The 19428-nt window shown below is 38.5% G+C and carries 19 protein-coding genes; 5 read left to right on the plus strand and 14 right to left on the minus strand.

The window, feature by feature from the left end; genetic code table 11:
• Nucleotides 1-12: 12 nt before the first annotated feature.
• The 5 genes from JG479_RS11155 to JG479_RS11175 form a co-directional block, all read right to left on the minus strand.
• The gene (locus tag JG479_RS11155; protein WP_039489281.1) at nucleotides 13-753 is read right to left on the minus strand and encodes a putative bifunctional diguanylate cyclase/phosphodiesterase; all 741 of its coding nucleotides are present in this window, start codon (nucleotides 751-753) and stop codon (nucleotides 13-15) included.
• 499 nt (nucleotides 754-1252) lie between these two features.
• The gene (locus tag JG479_RS11160) at nucleotides 1253-1543 is read right to left on the minus strand and encodes a hypothetical protein (RefSeq protein ID WP_039489278.1); all 291 of its coding nucleotides are present in this window, start codon (nucleotides 1541-1543) and stop codon (nucleotides 1253-1255) included.
• Nucleotides 1544-2194: 651 nt separating this feature from the next.
• Entirely contained in the window at nucleotides 2195-5005 is a 2811-nt protein-coding gene (locus JG479_RS11165) for a PAS domain-containing hybrid sensor histidine kinase/response regulator (protein WP_200219332.1), read from the minus strand.
• Nucleotides 4998-5612: an isochorismatase family cysteine hydrolase gene (locus JG479_RS11170; RefSeq protein WP_234047852.1), complete on the minus strand. Its 615-nt coding sequence runs from the start codon at nucleotides 5610-5612 to the stop codon at nucleotides 4998-5000. Before JG479_RS11170 ends, JG479_RS11165 begins: the two co-directional genes overlap by 8 nt.
• A gap of 19 nt (nucleotides 5613-5631) precedes the next feature.
• Nucleotides 5632-6669, minus strand: a complete 1038-nt coding sequence (locus JG479_RS11175) for a response regulator (RefSeq protein ID WP_234047853.1) — start codon at nucleotides 6667-6669, stop codon at nucleotides 5632-5634.
• Nucleotides 6670-6927: 258 nt separating this feature from the next.
• Between JG479_RS11175 and JG479_RS11180 the strand changes: the two genes are divergently transcribed.
• From JG479_RS11180 to JG479_RS11190, 3 genes are all read left to right on the plus strand, one after another.
• Complete coding sequence (locus tag JG479_RS11180) at nucleotides 6928-7191, plus strand: GrxA family glutaredoxin (RefSeq protein WP_024605333.1); 264 nt, start codon at nucleotides 6928-6930, stop codon at nucleotides 7189-7191.
• Nucleotides 7192-7351: 160 nt separating this feature from the next.
• Nucleotides 7352-9196, plus strand: coding sequence for a DEAD/DEAH box helicase (locus tag JG479_RS11185; RefSeq protein ID WP_024606656.1), 1845 nt, complete (start codon nucleotides 7352-7354; stop codon nucleotides 9194-9196).
• Nucleotides 9197-9428: 232 nt separating this feature from the next.
• Nucleotides 9429-10019, plus strand: a complete 591-nt coding sequence (locus tag JG479_RS11190) for a hypothetical protein (protein WP_193226092.1) — start codon at nucleotides 9429-9431, stop codon at nucleotides 10017-10019.
• A gap of 76 nt (nucleotides 10020-10095) precedes the next feature.
• Here the strand turns inward: JG479_RS11190 and JG479_RS11195 are convergent, their stop codons facing one another.
• From JG479_RS11195 to prmB, 9 genes are all read right to left on the minus strand, one after another.
• A complete protein-coding gene (locus JG479_RS11195) occupies nucleotides 10096-11649 on the minus strand; it encodes an AbgT family transporter (protein WP_200219334.1) in 1554 nt (517 codons plus the stop codon).
• A gap of 142 nt (nucleotides 11650-11791) precedes the next feature.
• Nucleotides 11792-12067: a YfcL family protein gene (locus tag JG479_RS11200; RefSeq protein WP_024596509.1), complete on the minus strand. Its 276-nt coding sequence runs from the start codon at nucleotides 12065-12067 to the stop codon at nucleotides 11792-11794.
• Nucleotides 12064-13227 (minus strand): ATP-NAD kinase family protein, encoded by a 1164-nt coding sequence (locus tag JG479_RS11205; RefSeq protein ID WP_200219335.1) that lies wholly within the window; start codon nucleotides 13225-13227, stop codon nucleotides 12064-12066. The genes JG479_RS11200 and JG479_RS11205 overlap by 4 nt, the downstream gene beginning before the upstream one ends.
• Entirely contained in the window at nucleotides 13217-13771 is a 555-nt protein-coding gene (locus tag JG479_RS11210; RefSeq protein WP_200219336.1) for an elongation factor P hydroxylase, read from the minus strand. The genes JG479_RS11205 and JG479_RS11210 overlap by 11 nt, the downstream gene beginning before the upstream one ends.
• A 118-nt stretch (nucleotides 13772-13889) precedes the next feature.
• The gene (locus JG479_RS11215) at nucleotides 13890-14351 is read right to left on the minus strand and encodes a zinc-ribbon domain containing protein (RefSeq protein ID WP_188085204.1); all 462 of its coding nucleotides are present in this window, start codon (nucleotides 14349-14351) and stop codon (nucleotides 13890-13892) included.
• A gap of 61 nt (nucleotides 14352-14412) precedes the next feature.
• A complete protein-coding gene (locus JG479_RS11220; protein ID WP_200219337.1) occupies nucleotides 14413-15060 on the minus strand; it encodes a glutathione S-transferase family protein in 648 nt (215 codons plus the stop codon).
• A gap of 106 nt (nucleotides 15061-15166) precedes the next feature.
• Nucleotides 15167-15544, minus strand: a complete 378-nt coding sequence (locus JG479_RS11225; RefSeq protein ID WP_024591638.1) for a DUF4112 domain-containing protein — start codon at nucleotides 15542-15544, stop codon at nucleotides 15167-15169.
• A 119-nt stretch (nucleotides 15545-15663) separates the two neighbouring features.
• Nucleotides 15664-16761: a chorismate synthase gene (gene aroC / locus JG479_RS11230; RefSeq protein ID WP_200219338.1), complete on the minus strand. Its 1098-nt coding sequence runs from the start codon at nucleotides 16759-16761 to the stop codon at nucleotides 15664-15666.
• Between the two features lie 64 nt (nucleotides 16762-16825).
• Nucleotides 16826-17761 (minus strand): 50S ribosomal protein L3 N(5)-glutamine methyltransferase, encoded by a 936-nt coding sequence (prmB, locus tag JG479_RS11235; RefSeq protein ID WP_182673897.1) that lies wholly within the window; start codon nucleotides 17759-17761, stop codon nucleotides 16826-16828.
• A 152-nt stretch (nucleotides 17762-17913) separates the two neighbouring features.
• Between prmB and smrB the strand changes: the two genes are divergently transcribed.
• Nucleotides 17914-18471 (plus strand): endonuclease SmrB, encoded by a 558-nt coding sequence (gene smrB, locus JG479_RS11240; protein ID WP_007377742.1) that lies wholly within the window; start codon nucleotides 17914-17916, stop codon nucleotides 18469-18471.
• A gap of 27 nt (nucleotides 18472-18498) precedes the next feature.
• On the plus strand, nucleotides 18499-19428 hold the full coding sequence (locus tag JG479_RS11245; protein ID WP_138489420.1) for an AEC family transporter: 930 nt from the start codon (nucleotides 18499-18501) through the stop codon (nucleotides 19426-19428).

A 19428-nucleotide genomic window follows, 5' to 3' on the forward strand; every position in this document is an offset into this window, starting at 1 on the left:
GAATATAAACATTTACAAAGCCCAAGTATCAATACTTTTAGTTAACGTTTGCGGCTTATCTAGCAGGTATCCCTGAGCTATATCGCAACCAAGTTGTTCTAATATTTGTAATTGCTCATTCTCTTCAATACCTTCTGCTACCGTTTGTAAACCCAATCGTTGAGCCATCGCAATAATTGCGCTACATAACGTAAAGTCTTCATTATTAGTTGCAATACCACTTACAAAACTGCGATCAATTTTTAAACCATCAATATCAAATTGACGAAGTAAACCTAAAGAGGCATACCCAGTGCCAAAATCATCAATCCACACCTTTACGCCTTCTTTATGGAAGTTTTCAAACGCCTTAGCTATTTTATCAGGACTATGAATGAGCGCTGTTTCCGTTAATTCGACTTTAATAGCCTGTGGTGGTATTTGGTGCTTTTCTAGCAAAGACATTACTTTTGAAAACACATCACCATCTAAGATTTGTACCGGTGAAATATTTAATGAAACAGCAATATCTGTCATACCAAACTGCCGCATATGTTTTAAATCAGACAAACATTGCTCAAAAATCCAGTCACCTAATTCTAAAATCATTCCAGATTGCTCTACATGAGGGATAAACTCATCAGGGCCAACAATGCCAAAGCGCGGTGATTGGCACCTTACTAGCGACTCAAAGCCGACCAGCTTTCCAGATCCCAATGATACAAGCGGTTGATAAACCATTTTAAAATAATTATTTTGCATTGAATCAGACATGATTCTCTCTAACTCATGCCATCTTGCTAGATTGACTGGTTTTTCCGATTCTAGGTATTTAAACGCACTCATGATTTTGCTCCGGTTTCACTATTAGTGACTTATTATATTAAAGAGCAATTTACAGGCCATTTTAAATACAAAAAAACAGAAATAAAAATCAATATATTCAAGTAGTTAAACTAGAAAATTAAATGACTTTACTTCTCCCATTTCATTCGCATTTTGCAATTCAGTTTGCAATGCAGCTAAATTGGCAAGTGAGCGCTTAATCGAGCTTATAAAACACAGATAAGCCAGTTAATAGATACTGACCAAAGCTAATATTAGCAATTGTATATGAGAAAAGAGAAAGCTTTGATAAAACCCTGTTTAGGTTAAGCACCATCTAAATTTAAGAGAATATAAATAATTTTATGGGGAGGGATAAAAAATTAAATTGGTGGTAGGAACATAAAAAAACGCAGGCAACTATAAATAGTTACCTGCGTAAAAGTCTCTAGTTTGGAAGAGTGTCGTTATTTTCGTTTTTAGAAGCTGTTACATGTTGTGCATAGTTGGTATTTTGCGAGTCAAACGTATTACTCATCAACTGCGCGTTTTCAACATCAGCCTGTGTAAAAGTAATTGGCTGAATATCTGCCAGCGGTTCAATCGAATCGCTACCTCGTAAAACTGTTATACCTATTACTAAAGTGGCAACAAGCAAAATTGACAAAACCATAATTTCAGGTGTTAGTACCCAATTGTTACCTTTAGGCTGTTGTTTGGCTTTTGTGTTTGTTTGCATATTGCACCCCTTAAAAATTTAACTAAATTCGTCTTGATTTGATAATTAATATATTGCGAAAGTCGTGCCAACCAGATAACAACTTTACAAAAAAGTAAAAACCTTACAAAATCATGTCGTTAAAATAAATTAAAGGTATGATTGAGTATTTAAATAAAGTTCATAACAGTTTATTTTTATTTTGAATTGCAATTTGCGAATCAAATTAAAAAAAACACACTAAAAACACTCATTAATTACTAAAAAATAAATTTAACTTACCCCTAAAATACTAGGTTAATTTCTCCGTTTATCAAGTTTTATGCAACACAAACCCACTTTTTATATTGTCTGTTGATCTTTGCGGATTAAAATTCGTTCAAACTACAGGCGGTTTAATCGCGGCGCGAGGTTTATAACCTAGCGGGATCGGTAACTGCTCCTGCGTTACCCTACTGACTTACATCGATGTAAGACCGAGCAAAGCTTCCGCGTTCTGCTCACGCCCCTTACCTACATCCATGTTGGCAACAAAGAGTAAATAGCCCCTAGGAAGATCCCTTTGGGCAGCGCCTGTTTGGCATTAATGCTACGTTATCGCCCATTTATGGAAAATAACCACACTGCTACAAATTTAACCCTAAACGTTTAACAAACCCTAGCCTTCATTGCTCAACTCAGATTTTCCCACACTTGCGCTAAACGAGAGAGCTTTAAATGTTTAGATTCAATAACCTGCTCTGGGGCATATTTATCAAGTAATAAATAAAGTGTCTCACTTACAATTGGCTTAGCTAAATAGTCATTCATCCCCGCGTCTATAAATCGCTCTTTATCACCATGAATCGCATTTGCAGTGAGTGCTATTATAGGAGTGGTTATACCTAACTTTCTGATTGCTTTAGTTGCAGAAATCCCATCGAGTATTGGCATTTGGATATCCATAAAAATAATATCAATTTCATCGCTTTGCGCCTTTATTATTGCCTCTTGACCATCACTAACAATATGCACACGGCAACCTTTTTGTTCTAAAAACTGCCGAATTACAATTTGATTATTCGTATTATCTTCAGCAACTAATACATTGGTTCCGCTTAACTGAGTTAACCCTAAGGGGCTTTCTAAAGTTTCTTTTTGCTCACGATTGGTAAATATAATATCCAAATGAAACAGCTGCTCTTCTAATAAACTAATTGCCCGTAGTACATGGGATACTTTATAAGGGCCATTTAACCTAAGCTCTCTGTCGTTAATATTTTGCGGTAATAAGCTTTTACCTAGTAAATCTAGGATGAGTAAACACGGTGAATTAAGGGAGTTGTATGTATTTATACGCTCGCGTGTTTGGGCTAACATTTGAGGATCAGTTAGTACAATTGCATCAGGAAAACTATCGTACTTGGGTATATCTGGGCATACTTCGTAGTGTTCAAAAGTGATAGAAAACCGAGTGAGCGTATGCTCCAAGGCTGTTTTTAGAATTTCGTGATTTCCTACTATCCATACTTTTGGCTTTTTACTTCGTGCTGCAAACCCTTCTCTTAAAATTGAGTCAGTTGTGTCTATTTGCAGCGGGTAATTAACTATAAACTCGCTTCCTTTATTAAACTCAGAACTAACCGAAATATCTCCACCTACTACATCACAAATTTGCCTACATATCGCAAGCCCTAAGCCACTGCCACCATGCTTTCGAGTAATTGAATTATCGGATTGAATAAAAGGCATAAACATACTGTCAATTTTATTTTTTGCAATTCCCATACCCGTGTCTTTTACAGATAAATAAAGGTTTAAATTATTACCTTCAATATGAGTGCACTTAACAGTAACCGTTATTACACCATGTTGAGTGAACTTAATCGCATTGGCTAATAAATTTATGACTATTTGTCTTATACGGGCATGATCACCAATTACTTGAGCTGGTACATCAGGATAAAAATCAAAAATAACCTCAAGCCCTTTTTGTAAAGCGCTTTGGGAAATTATATCTATTGCTTCTTCAATACACGTATCAATACTAAATGGCTGATTATTGAGTGTTATGGCTTGTGCTTCAAAACGTGAGTACGTTAATACATCGTCCAATACACTTAATAGCGCGTCAGAACTTGTTTTAATCATTTGTGTATAGCGCATTTGTTCAGAAGTTAAACCGGTATGATGCAAAATATCTGCAGATCCAATAACAGCATTTAATGGCGTGCGAATTTCATGACTAATATTTGCCATGAATCGGCTTTTTGACTCCGCTAGGGTTTCTGCCTGATGTTTAGCTTCAAGTAATATTTGCTCGCTTTCAATACGCTCTTGTATATCCACAAGTGTCGCGGCAATTGATGATAAATCACTTTCGTAGCCACCAACAATTGGAGTAAGTGTAATTTCGACCCAGTTATTTATACCTTGTGCATTAATTAAACGTATATCAAAGCGACGTATATCACGCTTACCTTGTTTATAATCAAGCAAAGTGCTACTAATTTTTTCTACATCTTCTTTTGCTATAAACTTAATTATAGGTAAGCCAAGGCTCTCATCTACCCTGCTGTGTAACACTCGCTGCCATGCTTGATTTATAAATAATAGATTACCAAATGTATCTAGGCGTAAAACAATATCAGGGATATTATCAACGACAGAGTGATAATTATATTCTATCTCTGCCATTGCTTGTTCGGCTTTAACTCGCTGCGTAATATTAGTTTCTATAGCGATAAAGTGCTTTACTTGGCCTTCATCATCTCGCACTGGGTTTGCATCAATAGCAACCCAATAAATATTACCGTTTTTATCGTAATTTGTAGTTTCAACTTGAAAAGGAAGTCCATTTTTTACGGCATGAGACATGACCTTACGGCTTTTTTCACATGTTTTTGGCCCTTGCAGTAATTGACCAGGACTGGTGCCTATAACCTCATCACAGGTGTAACCTGTAAGTACTTCAAAACTATTGTTAACCCACTCAATTACGCCAAATTTATCTGTAATTATTACTAAGTTATTTGTATGGCTCGCAACAAGCGATAAGCGTTTTACATATTTTTGCTGTTGCGTTAGTAAAAATTGAGAATCTTTATGACGTTGAATGTCATAGAGTGAACCTATAAAACCGCTTTTTTCATCATAAACTAGCCTCAACTCAAACCAGTTTAAGAGTCCGAGACTATTTTTTATTTGTATTTCTACACTAGGAGTCTGCTTTCCTTCAAGCAAACAACAACTGTATGCAACAAAATGCATAATATCATCGCAATTCATTAACTTAGTAATATTAGAACCAATTAATGAATCGCTTGAGTAACCTAGTTTCTTCTCCCACGCTTCGTTAATATAGGTAAGATTTAAATGTGTATCACACTCAAAAATACATTCATCTAAAATAGCTAATAGCTTTGCTTGACGTCGATTACTATTGGAGAGCTTTTCAACCAATGCATATTGAATTTGCACTTGTAGTTCATCGTAGTTATCCATGCTCTCTCCAATGCTTAATAAGAGTTTTGCTATCACAAACTCGCGCATAAAGAGGAAAAACCTCTTCACAGTAAAAAGTTTGTTCAAAAGGAGTGCGACTCGATGTGCAGTCACTTAAAATAGTGACGTTAAAACCAAGTTCAACAGCCGTTCGCGCAGTTGAGTCAATACAAATAGAAGTCACCGTACCGGCTAAAATTACATTAGTGACACCATGTTCTTTGAGCTTTTGCGCTAGAGCAGTATGTGTAAAAGCATTTAAACCTCTTTTCCCAGGCACCACTTCTATAACATTGCTAAAAAAATCTAGCTGCTCAATGGTTTGAGCGCCGTACGAACCTGCTTTAAATGCGCCCACATCTGCAATAGCTTTTAATATGCCAATAGGATTTTTAAGCTCACTGTAGTTTTGTGTAAAATGAATGGGTGTATTAACAACTAACGCAAATTGCTCTGCACAGGCGGCCAATAAAGAGAGTGTATTTTCTACCACGCCAGTAATTCTTGACGACTCTTCAACCACGTCATACAAAATACCTTTTGGTGAAAAGTAATCATTTTGAAAACCAATCAAAATAAGCGCTGTTTTAGAAAAGTCATGCATCATTGCCACCTTATTAACCAATTTAAGACGCTAATTGCCAAGGTTTAATAAACTTTTCGAGCACTGCTTTGGTCACTGGTTTTTGTAAATAGTGCGTAATACCTTTTTCAAATAACTCAGCTATCTGCTCATCCCCTGTTAGCCCCGTTAAAATAACTTTGGGTGTATTATTATTAGGGGTATTTTGACGCACCAATTGCTGTGCGACGTCACTGCCAAACATTCCTGGCATGCGCTCATCTAAGAGCAATAAATCAAATGGTTCATTTTGAGCAAGCGTTAAAGCACTAGCGCCATTTTCTGCACATGTTACTAAGCAGCCCAGCATTTCGAGCATCACTTTTGTTGCAATTTGGCTTGGTAAGCTGTCATCCGCCACTAATACAGATAAACGTGTTTGCGTATGAAATGTTGTTAAAATGGTAATGAGATCAGTATCAAAAAATGGCCAACCTAATATTTTTTTAGATAGTTTATTCTCTTGGCTCAGCTCACTGATGTCGCTAATAGTGCATAACTTTATGTGTCTATTTATGCTGTCACCATTTAGTTTATCAGTTAGCGCGTCACCACTAAGGTGACGTAAATCCTCAATCTGTACCGTTTCCTTAAAAGTGCTATTGAATAATTTAAAATTTAAGCCAAAGCGCTCATGGGTATTATCCGATGTTATTAAACAACTTTTAAATAACGCCTCACAATCAGTTAGAACGTCTATATTTTGGCTAATATCAAGTGCCAAACTAACAGACTCTTTTGTTGCTAAAAGCCCATGAAAATCCAGCGTGCTTACTTGCTCAGAATCATCAATCTGGTAATGAAGGCTAACCCCTTGTATATTTGCTTCTAGGTTAAGTAAAAAGCTCTGCTTTACAGATTCTAGCGCTGGAATCAGAAATTCCTCGCATTGCGCAATCATTTGCTCAAGAGGGATTTGCAAACAAACGTAGTTACATTGCAACTTGTTAATTAAAGTAACTGAAAAATTTCGATTTTGGGTTTCACAATATTTACCGATTACCCCTTGGATAATTTCTAAAACGTGACTATTAATATTCATAAAGTATTCTCGTTAACCCAATGTATACCTCTTAATCATCAAGTTATGTGCCACAAATTAATTCTTGTAAACACACTTGCATTCATATACTTAAGTATTAGACAGACAGCACTTTAGTTTCTCATTCGCATTTTGCAAATCATATTGCTATGCAATATATGATTTATAGTTTTTATTAGAATGGTCTAATCGATTTTTTTTGCTTTAAATAATTTTTCAATCATTTAAACTGATTTTAATCAAATTGAGGAGAAAGCTATGTTAACTGTAATTTTTGGCCGTGAAGGTTGTCCATATTGTGTTCGTGCAAAAGATGTTGCGCAGCAACTATCAAATGAACGTGATGACTTTAAATTTCGCTACATTGATATAATTAAAGAAGGCATTAGTAAAGCCGACCTTGAAAAGTCAGCTGGTAAACCTTGCCCTACCGTTCCACAAATTTTTGTGGATCAAAATCACATCGGTGGATTTACAGAATTTGAAGCTTACGCAAAAGAAAACCTAGGCTTGTACAAATAAGCGTTGTATTAAATATGTTAACCAGTTTAATAAACCCTAAATTAAACTGGTTAAATTTCGACCAACATCAAACACATAGAAATTAGTTTCAATTTATACAAGCATTTGCCTCGCGAATCCTATATAATGCGCGCCTCTTTAAATTCGTTGAGGCGTATTAATGTCAGAACCAGTCACGTTTGAATCTCTAAATCTTTCTCCTGCAATTTTGAAGGCAGTTGAAGAGTTGGGTTACAAGACACCATCTGAAATCCAAGCTCAATGTATACCGTTATTGCTAGAAAGAAAGGACGTACTGGGACTAGCTCAAACGGGTACAGGTAAAACCGCAGCATTTGCACTGCCATTACTAAATAATATTGACCCGTCTGTGAAACAGCCACAGATCCTTGTACTCACACCAACACGTGAGCTTGCGATCCAAGTTGCTGAGGCATTCGAACAATATGCTAAACATGTTCGTGGTATTGAAGTATTGGCACTCTATGGTGGCCAAAGCTACAGTATCCAATTAAGCGCACTTCGTCGTGGCGCTCAGGTTATTGTTGCAACTCCAGGTCGTTTAATCGATCACATTAACCGTGGCACTATCAAGTTTGATGCTCTACAAGCACTTGTACTTGATGAAGCCGATGAAATGTTACGTATGGGCTTTATCGATGATGTAGAAAGCATCATGGAAAAAACACCGCGCGAAAAGCAAACATGTCTTTTCTCTGCGACTATGCCTAAGCAAATTCAAAACATCAGCAGCAAGTATATGAACAATCCTGAACAGGTTCATATTTCTGCGCGTAACTCGACAGTATCATCTGTTGAGCAAGTGTTTTGGAATGCAAGCGTACATAAAAATAAAGCAATTGTTCGCTTCTTAGAAGCTGAGCAATATGAAGGTGCTATTGTTTTCGTACGTACGCGTAACGATACAGTACAACTTGCTGAGTTATTAGAGCGCGAAGGTTTCTCTGCTGCTCCACTTAACGGTGACATGAACCAGCAAGCACGTGAACGCACTGTAGATCGCTTAAAAAGTGGCATGCTAAACATTGTTATTGCAACAGATGTAGCGGCACGTGGTCTAGATGTTGACCGTTTAAGCTTAGTTATCAACTACGATATCCCACAAGATTCGGAAGCCTACGTTCACCGTATCGGCCGTACAGGTCGTGCTGGTCGTACTGGTAAAGCAATCTTATTCGTAAAACATAACGAACGTTATTTACTTAAAAATATCATTCGTCATACGAAGTCTGAAATTGCTCAAGTTGAATTACCTACAGCAAAAATTGTTGAAGAAAAACGTATCGAAGCGTTACAAGCAAAATTAACTATTGCGCTTGAAAACAAAGACATCACGTTCTTCAATGAAGTAGCTACTAACATGGCTGAAAAACTTGATCTTCCTCTTGAAAGCTTAGCGGGTGCGTTACTGTGTTTAGCACAGCAACAGTCGCCAATTAAAGTTGAAGAAGTTAAGATTCAACCTCGTGAACGCAATGAGCGTAACGACCGCAATTCACGCAACGATCGTGGTGACCGTGGACGTCGTAACGAACGTGGCGGCGAACGTGGTGGAGAGCGCGCTGAGCGTAAACCTCGCGAACGTAACAGCCGTGATGCAGGTCCTATGGATACGTACCGTATCGAAGTAGGTCGTGAACATGGTGTTCAGGTTAAAAATATTGTTGGCGCTATCGCTAACGAAGCTGACATCTCAAGCAAGTTTATTGGTGATATTCGTCTACACGACAATCACAGCACGGTTCAATTACCGCAAAACATGCCTAAAGATGTACTTGATCACTTCCAAAAAGTGTTTATTTGTAAACGCCCTATGGGCTTAACAATTACAACTGATCAAGGTCCTGCTGAACCACGTGGCGAACGCTCTGAGCGTCCAGCTGGTGATAAGAAACGCAGCTTTAATAAAGATGACGGCGCACGCGGTGATAAGCGCAGCGGTCCTCGTAAAGAACGTCGCCCTGTAAGCTTCACAGCTAAATAAGCAACGACTCTTTAATAAAAAAACCTTGCCACGAAAGTGACAAGGTTTTTTTGTTTTTAAGCTGCTACAGTGAAAAAAAGTAAACTTTCGCGTCAATTCAATAGCGGCTTGAGATAGTTTTTTTAGCCTGAGTTCGGGTTGCTTAATGCCTATAAATACATTTCTCTGATTTTTAAAATAACAAAAATTCTGTAAACTAGACAAAGGCTATAGTTCACGGACGAATTAAAAATTGAAAAAGATTTACGACAACTTGCTCTTTGTAGCAATAGTACTCCCCATTTTATTATGCATCACTATACCTATTTTAATGGACTTTACAGATCCACCATTCATCTCAAATGAACTATACGGCGTTGTTTTCTTTATAACCCTCCCTATTATCTGTTGTGCACTATTTATCTATTTAAATATACTTATTTTCAATAAATATAAACGCTGCAGTAAATATAGAGAATCACTTAAATATAATTTCTCAGATACTAAAATAAAATTAGCATCCATTTTCATGTACCCATTATCCCCTTTATTAATCTATGGAATACTCTATATTTTTATCTCTGATCCTATTAAATTATGGGCTTACTACACGCAAGGCGACTATTGGTATAAAGAATACATCCTGACCGATGTACAAGAGTGTGGCACTGAGTATGAAGATAGCTGTACTCGTTTATACTTCAAAGACCCTAAAACGAATAAGATTCATGATTTTAGGTGGTATGACGATAAGTCTACAATAATGAACAACAAAAATGATTATGTGTATATTGTTGGAGAGGCCAGCTTATTTGGCTATATAGTGAGAGATTTAGAAAGGTAACTTAGACTTACTTTTACATTACAGGACTTTTATTTAAAAACCTCACTCAAGTGAGTGAGGTTCATAAAGGTTTAGGTTAAGGCAATGCTGGATAAATGTAGCTTGCATCTAAACCTAAAGGAATACCAAGTGCCCAATAACCTAATAAAAAGATGCTCCAGCCAATCATAAAGGCGATTGAGTACGGCAGCATAATAGCAATTAAAGTGCCTATACCGGTGCCTTTGACATACTTTTGACAGTACACCACCACCAATGGGAAGTATGGCATTAACGGTGTAATAATATTAGAGCTTGAGTCACCTACACGATAAGCGGCTTGAGTTAAGTCTGGCGAAATACCGAGTTGCATTAACATCGGTACAAAAATGGGGCCAAGTAACGCCCATTTTGCTGAACTTGAACCTACAAACAAGTTAACAAAGCCAGTTAAAAAGATAATGCCTACAACCGTTACTGCACTTGGCAATTCCATCGCCTTTAATAACTGCGCACCTTCAATTGCGAGCAGTGCACCTAAATTTGATTTACTAAATGCAGCAATAAATAGCGAACAGAAAAACGCCATGACGATATAATATGCCATGCCGCTCATCGCTTTACTCATAGCATCAATCATATCTTTTGAAGTTTTAAAGGTACCTACCGTAAAGCCATATACAGTGCCTGGGATCCAAAAAAGTAAAAATATTAGTGGTACAATTGATTGCATTAAAGGAGAGCTAAAATTAGTAAGGGATCCATCACTACTGCGCATTGCAGAATCGTCTGGAGCAGAGACAAATGCTAATAACGCAAGTCCAGCAATCATCACGGTACTGGCTATATAAAAGGCACGTTTTTCATCACTACGTGCATCTTCAAATACAGGTAAATCCTCTTTAGCACCATCAACTGCTGTTTTTTGTAAACGTGGTTCAATAATTTTATCGGTAATGTACCAGCCTAATACCACAATAAATAAGCTAGATGCTGAAGCAAATGCCCAGTTATTTAACGGGTTAATTGTTATTGCAGGATTAATTATTTGCGCCGCACTTTGGGTGAAGCTTTGTAGTAATGGGTCGATACCCGATGGAATAAAGTTAGCCCCAAAACCACCACTGACTCCTGCAAATGCAGCTGCAATACCCGCAAGCGGATGGCGTCCTGCAGCATAAAATATAACACCGGCAAGTGGAATAACTAATACATAACCTGCATCAGTAGCGGTATGGCTCACAATAGCCACTAAAATGATTGAAGGCGTTAATAGCTTTTTAGGAGTAACTTTAAGCATTAACTTAAGACCGGTATTAATAAAGCCCGAATGCTCTGCAACACCGACACCTAACATAGCTACTAACACGACACCTAAGGGAGCAAAGCCAGTAAAGGTTTTTACCATAGAGGATAAAAAAGTAGCGAGCGAATCACTTGCCAGCATATTATTAATAATAATCGCTTCACCGGTACGTGGGTCTATTGCATCAAAGCTCACGCCTGAAAACCACCACGACAAAAACCAAATTAATAACATTGCAAATAGAAATATTACGGCTGGATCTGGAAGCTTATTTCCTACTCGCTCAACAAAATTTAAAAAACGCGCTACAACCCCTGAAGGTAAAGCGTCTTGATTATTATTCATTCTTATTGTTCCTAAAATTTATTTTAGTAACAATATCGCATAAAAACAAAACAGTAAATTAACATGGGAATGTGCTTTAAAAGTTTTGGGCACAAAAAAACACGATAGTGATAAACAAATCGTGTTTTTTTGCCACTTAGGGTTAAGCGAGGGCTTTAACTTCATCCCACAAGCGTGCAACTAATGCCTTGTCTTCTTCGTTAAGCTCGCCGTTGCGATATGCTTTAACTAAGCTTTGCTCTACAGTTTCGTTTAGCTCATCTATACTGATTGTCAGCTTTTCTACTTCGGCATAACCAACTGCAAGATCAAAATGACCTCGTAAATAGCCGCCAGCAAATAACTCATCGTCAGTTGCTTTTATTACTAAATCATCGAAGTACTGCTGGGCTGCATCGATATAGTTCACTAAACTCATTTATTAATCTCCTGGTTTTGCAAAGCACCTGTATTTTCAAGGTTTTGGTGCCCTACTGCATACATAATATGGTCGTTAAATCCGGTAGTTACTTTAATATAACCGGTTAATTCATCATCTAATTCGCCATCGCCTGTATCACAAATAAGGGGGCGACCATTAAGCGCTTGTAGTTTTGTTTTTGTTGCTACTACAATAATATTTTCTTTGCCAATTGCGCGTATAAGCACAGGACTCAATTGCTGGTTACCACGGCCAAATATATGCCCTTGCCCGCCAATGAGCGTAATGACTAACTTAGTACTTTGATCATGTGTAAGCTCAAGTAATTGTTTAGCCGTTAAATCTTGGGCAACTAAGGTTTGATCTTTTATTAAATCAACACCAAGTAACGTATTTTCAAGCCCCATTTCTTCCATTATGGCTTCAACCGTTGAGCCGCTACCCATAATATAAAATGTGTCTTCATCCATTTGCGATACAACATGCGCTGCAATGTCGGCAAGTACGAGTTCGTCGGTTTCTTTACCGCCATTTTTAACCGCTTGCATATAGCGTACTTCGCTAGGTGTTTGCATTTCGCCGTAGCGTTTGGCTTTTACTGTACCTTGCCTGAAAGCATCTTCATCTATATCCATTACATCTGCATCGGCTAAGGTAACTAACTCACCCTTAACCAGCATTTCGACTACGCGCCCTGCAGCCTTTGGTGTGATAGCGTAAACACCAGAATGAATTTTACAACCTGCGGGAATACCAAGTACGGGAATGGTATCCTCTATTGCATGGCAAATGTTACGTGCTGTACCGTCGCCTCCGGCAAATAAGACTAAATCAACACCAGAGTTTTTAAGTATTTTTGCGGCTTGTTCTGTGTCATCTGGGGTTGTTATTGCTGCAGTGTTATATACAACCTCTACATTAAAGCCCAAAGCTTTTGCTGTTTGCTCACCCATGTCACCGTTAACAGTGTAAATAGTTAAGCGTTCTTTATAAGGTAATAGCACCTCAAGCGCTGCTTTTGTTCGGCTATTTGCTTTTGGCTCTGCACCTAATTCAATTGCTTTAGCGGCTGTGTGTGCGCCATCACTGCCTTTTAAGGCAACTGTGCCACCTAAACCTGCTACAGGGTTTACAATTAAGCCTAATTTAAACGCCATTACAAAGCTCCTTTGGATGTTGCCAATTAAATTGCTGCGCTGTTAATGGCCACGGTGTATTGTAAAAATCACACAGTGCTTTTAAAAGTGATTCTGTACGGGAGTTAAAGCCATTTTCGATTAGCGATAATACCCGTGCATGTACGCGCTGCTGAAAATCAAACCGACACGTTTGTTCGCCGTTTAAGTTATCCACCGACACATTAAAATTAAACCCTGCTGCGGTGCTTAATAACCACTCTATAGCTTGGGGCTTTATTTCTACCTTTTCAAACTCAGCTTGTTTTTGTTTGTCGCGCCCGTCTGGGCAGTACCAATAGCCGTAATCTTCTAATAACCGACGTGCATCACCGGCCACCAGCCAGTGTGCTATTTCATGTAATGCACTGGCATAAAAACCATGCGCAAATACAACTTGGTGATATGGCACCTGCTCTGTTGCTGGTAAATACACAGGCTCACAATCGCCTTTTATCAGTCGTGTATTGTGACTTTGATAAAAAGTGCGCTCAAAAATTGAAATTAGATCAGCTATTTGATGCATAAAAATTGATTAATTCGTCTCGGTTACAGCGCCATATTAGCGCACTAAAAACGAGACGAATTGTACGGGCTTTTACAACTAAAGTAAAAATAAGGCGTGATAGTAAAATATAAGCTGATTAATCTTTCACTTTATTGATATTTTTAATAATACCTAAACAGTAAAGCGTATTGGCAAGTTCTTTACGCTGTGTTTTTTCACTTGAGGTTTTATTGGCTAAGCTAGTTAACATATCGTACCGTTTACGTAGAGTTAGTATATATCTGGCATGCTTACGGCATTCAAAACAACGTGTACAGTGTGAATCGACCCAAAAATCAAGTACCTCAAACCAATACTGCTGCTCTTGAGCAAAAAAAATAAATGCCTTAGAGCAAGTCTCGCACTGCACCTCAATATCAACATAGAGTATTCGGGGGTCAATGGCATAGTTTTGCTTTTTTATATCTGCCAATATTACCGTATTAGGGAAGTATTTAAGCCTCGAGTAACGCCAGTGCGCATTCTCTATCGCCTCTATTGTCACTGAGGTATTGGTAGTTATCGGTTTATTGCCATACCTTGGGTGATTTAGATACATGAGCTGCCTAGTTTAAACTTATGATTTTAAGGCATAAAACATGCCATATGAAAAACAATAATTATACAGGCGTTCCTGCTTCATCACACTCTACAATATCGGTTTCGGTTAATGCCTGAGTGATCCATACTTGCAATACGGGGCAACGCATAACAAAGTCACAATATTGTTGCGCCTCTGGCGATAACGTAATTTGATATGTTTTTAAACGCAATACAATAGGTACGTACATAGCATCAGCAATACTAAAGTCACCAAAAAACCACTCATTTGGAAACACATCTTGTTGCTGTGCAAATATCTCGTCTATACGGGCTATGTCTTTTAATGCTTCGCTCGATAGGTCTACTTTACGGGTAGCTCTTATATTCATTGGCATTTCGCTGCGCAGCGCCATAAAGCCTGAATGCATTTCAGCGCTTAGCGCACGCGCTTTAGCTCTTTGGGTAATATATTTTGGCCATGCAGCGCCCAATAAGTAAGCATCGTTAATATATTCACAAATTGCTAGCGAATCCCATACCTGTAAATCGCCATCAATTAACGCTGGGACTTTTTGCACAGCAAAGGTCTTTTTTAGCTCATTGTAAAAATAAGGGGTGTCGAGTACCAGCTGAGTTTCACTAAACTCAACATCAAATTTACTCATTAAATACCATGCGCGTAATGACCAGCTGGAGTAGTTTTTATTACCGATGAATAATTGCATATTGTAAATACCAAAGTGAATAGACGCTCCTACCTTACTAGGTGATTAAACAACCAACAACATTTTGTTTAAAGTCTCTTTGCTAACGGTTACTTAAAGCTATTAATTACTCACTTAACTGCTTGTTTAAATGTTTTTTCAATAGTTGAGTATTACGCGTGTTAGCTTTAAAAAACGCATCAAATATATCGCCAAAAAATGGCACTAAGCCGCCCACAAAATCTATGAGCATATTAATGATCATCTTAGTCTTTATACGTTTACTCACACCTAAACGCTGCGCTTCTATCAGCACATAGCTTGATAAAATTAGCCCTGCGGCATCACCTATTACAGGGATTAAACCAATCACCGCCTCCAAACCTATATTAAATTTAGTAAAAGGAATACCAATGCTGCTATCCGTTAACTTACTGAAACGTTCTAAGCGGGCTATTGCAGCTTGGGCTTTTATTTGTGAGTGTTCATTAATATTATCGTTCATGATTACTACCCTCCTTCTTGCAGTATATAGGGCTTACTTGAACAACTCCTGAAAGGCTTTAAACTAAATTACAGACATAAAAAAACGCGGTAATCCGCGTTTTTTATAATTATAAATACTTACACTGAGCCGTTAATTGGCCCGTGCTGATGATTTACATGCGGATTTTGTCCGCGTTGACGCAGTAAGTGGTCCATTAAGGTAATGGCCATCATTGCCTCAGCAATCGGGATTGCACGAATGCCCACACACGGATCGTGACGACCTTTAGTGATCATCTCAACCGCTTCGTTGCTTGTATTAATACTGTTACCTGGGATGGTAATGCTCGACGTTGGTTTTAGCGCAATAGAAGCAATAATATCTTGCCCTGTCGAAATACCCGCAAGTACGCCACCTGCATGATTTGATGTAAAACCTTCAGGGGTTAGTTCATCACGATGCTCAGAGCCTTTTTGCTCAACTACGTCAAAGCCATCACCAATTTCAACGCCTTTAACTGCGTTAATACTCATTAATGAGTGTGCAAGTTCAGCGTCAAGGCGGTCAAATACTGGCTCACCAAGACCAACAGGTACATTGCTTGCCACTACTTTTACTTTAGCGCCAACTGAGTCACCTTGCTTTTTAAGGTCACGCATATATTCGTCAAGCGCTTCAAGCTTACTTGCATCAGGGAAGAAGAATAAGTTACTTTCCACTTCATCCCAGTCAAACGTTTCCGCCTTGATAGGACCAAGTTGACTTAAACATGCTTTAACTTCAATACCATGAAATTGCTTTAAGTATTTTTTAGCAATAGCACCTGCCGCTACGCGTATCGCGGTTTCGCGTGCAGATGAACGACCGCCACCGCGATAATCGCGCAAGCCGTACTTATGCCAATACGTGTAATCGCCATGACCTGGGCGAAATACATCTTTAATTTTGCCGTAATCTTGCGAGCGTTGATCGGTATTTTCAATCAATAAACCAATGCTGGTACCTGTGGTTTTACCTTCAAAAACGCCTGCTAATATTTTTATTTGATCGCTTTCACGGCGCTGCGTTGTGTAACGGCTTTGGCCTGGTTTTCGGCGATCTAAATCAATTTGTAAGTCGGCCTCTGTGATTTCAAGACCTGCGGGAGTACCATCAACAACGCCGCCTAATGCAACGCCGTGGCTCTCACCAAAGGTGGACACTTTAAATAACTGCCCAATGCTATTACCTGCCATTAACTTTCCTCATTCCTAATGACTACCAATAGCCAAGCACAGGGCTTGGCTATTCATTTTTTACTTATTTTGCAAAATACTCATCTAGCTGCTTTTTGCTAATTACAAATACACCTAAGCCGCCTTGTTCAAATTCAATCCATTCAAACGGCGCGCCCGGATACAGTGCATCCATATGTACCATAGAGTTACCAACTTCTACAAATAACAAACCGTTATCAGTTAGATGTTCACTCGCTTCGCTCAATATAGTACGGGTTACATCTAAACCATCGTGGCCTGATGCAAGCCCAAGCTCTGGCTCATGATGAAATTCGCGTGGTAAGTCAGCCATATCTTCTGCATCAACATATGGTGGGTTTGCTACTATTAGGTCGTATTTTTGACCTGGTACACCGCTAAATACATCTGACTGAATCGGTAACACGCGATCACTCAACATGTAATCGTTAATGTTTATGTCTGTCACTTCAAGCGCTTCATACGATATATCTACCGCATCAACTTGTGCCTGCTCAAAAGCTTGCGCAAGTGCGATTGCGATACAACCCGAACCCGTACATAAATCTAATATACGGTTTACCGATTGTGGATCTTCAAGCCACGGCGTAAAGCGATTACTAATAAGCTCGGCAAATGGTGAGCGAGGTATAAGTACACGTTCATCCACATAAAACGGCATACCCGCAAACCATGCAATGTTTGTTAAGTAAGGTACTGGTGTGCAGTCGTTAATACGTTCTGCAATAAGACCCGCAAGTCGGTTTTTTTCTGTGCTTGTTAAACGCGCGTGCATTAATTCTTTTGGCGCATCAACAGGCAAGCTAAGCGCAGGCAGTAATAAGCTTACAGCTTCATCCCATGCGTTATCTGTACCGTGTCCAAAAAATATACTACTACTTGCAAATTGGCTTGTAGTCCAACGTAACCAGTCATGTAAAGTTGACAGTTCTGCAACGGCTTCTTCGAGTGTTGCTTCTTCTATTTGTAAATCGCTCATATATTTTTACCTGTATTAGCTTACTGACTGTTTTGAGTCTTTAAGACGATTGCATTGCCTATCTGCGCTGGGCAAATTACAATTGCCCCTCATTTAAGTATTGTACCGCCTTTTGCGCTGCGTTTTTACGTTTTTTTGTTTAGGTAATAGTTATGAAAAAAGACACTCCATCACATTCGTCCCTAAGCAATGACGACATAAGCTTATTTCGTCAAACGATCACAGGCGCCAAAGTATTTAAACAAGATACTCATCGTTTTGATACAAAGCCTAAGGTGTCACAAGCTAAGCAATTTGCCCAGCAAAAAAAGCAGGCTCAATCTGAATTTTTCTTCTCAGACGTTTATATTCCCGATATAGACACCCACGGCACGGTTAAATATGTAAAACCTGGCCAAGATACTTTCCTAGCTAAACAGCTTCGCCGTGGTGACTTTGCACCCGATTTGACGCTAGATTTACACGGCTTAAATAAAGAACTTGCTAAAGACGAACTCGCTGGGCTCATTCACGAATGTAAAAAGCAGCATTATTATTGTGCATGTGTAGTGCATGGTATTGGTGGCGGCGTACTAAAGCACAAAGTGCCTCAGTACTTAGTACAACACCCTGACGTAATAGCGATGCACCAAGCCCCTCTCGAATATGGTGGAAGAGGCGCTGTACTCATACTAATTAATTTACCGCAAAGTGATGAATTTAGACGCTAACTTTAGCTATTACCAGGATGTAACTACGTGCATATTTTTTCAATTATTTTTCCGCTCATTTTTATTGTTGCGCTTGGTTATAGCTGTTGCCGATTAAAATTTTTCGACAAGCAGCATATCGCAGGCCTGAGTAAGTTTACTTTTTATATTAGTTTGCCTGCTTTTTTATTATTAAATATGTCGCAAATTAACTTACAGCAAAGTATTAGCCTTTTTGCATTTTTGAGCTTTTACATACCTGTTTTGAGTGTATTTGGGGTGGGTATATTAATTGATCGCTTTTATTTAAGTAAAAAACATTTAAAAAACTACCAACAACACGGTGTATTTGGACTTGCTTCTAGCTATTCAAATATGGTGTTAGTGGGTATTCCTATTGTTATTGCCTCGCTTGGCAAAGAAATGATAGCCATTGCATTTATGATCATTACTTTTCATAGCACATTGTTATTTGCACTTACATTTTTAATAGGCGCTAAAGGTAGCAGCGATAAATTTTCGTGGTCGCACTTTGGAAAAAGTATGGTGTTAAACCCAATAGTACTGAGTATTGGATGCGGGCTTATATTAAACATATTAGGAGTTACACTGTTTACCGACTTAGCAAATAGTTTGGAGCTATTAGCTAAACCAGCAATTGCCTGTGCGCTATTTGTACTTGGTGCAAATTTAGCTTTTTATAAAATAGCTGCAAATTGGCAACCGGCGTTAATAGCATCAGTTTTAAAAATATTTTTATTGCCTGCGTTAGTTTTATTGGTAGGCACTTATGTATTTAAGCTAGACACGCAAATACTTAATGTATTGGTACTTTTAAGTGCGTCCCCTGTTGGCGTAAATGCTTATCTTATTGCGACTCAAATAAAGCAGCATGAAGCCACGCTTGCTGGGGCTGTCGTACTTTCTACTATCTTAAGTGTTATTAGCTTTACGTTTTGGCTAGCTTTATTACTTTAG

The sequence above is a fragment of the Pseudoalteromonas sp. LC2018020214 genome (genome assembly GCF_016598755.1).
Taxonomy (GTDB): Bacteria; Pseudomonadota; Gammaproteobacteria; order Enterobacterales; family Alteromonadaceae; genus Pseudoalteromonas; species Pseudoalteromonas distincta.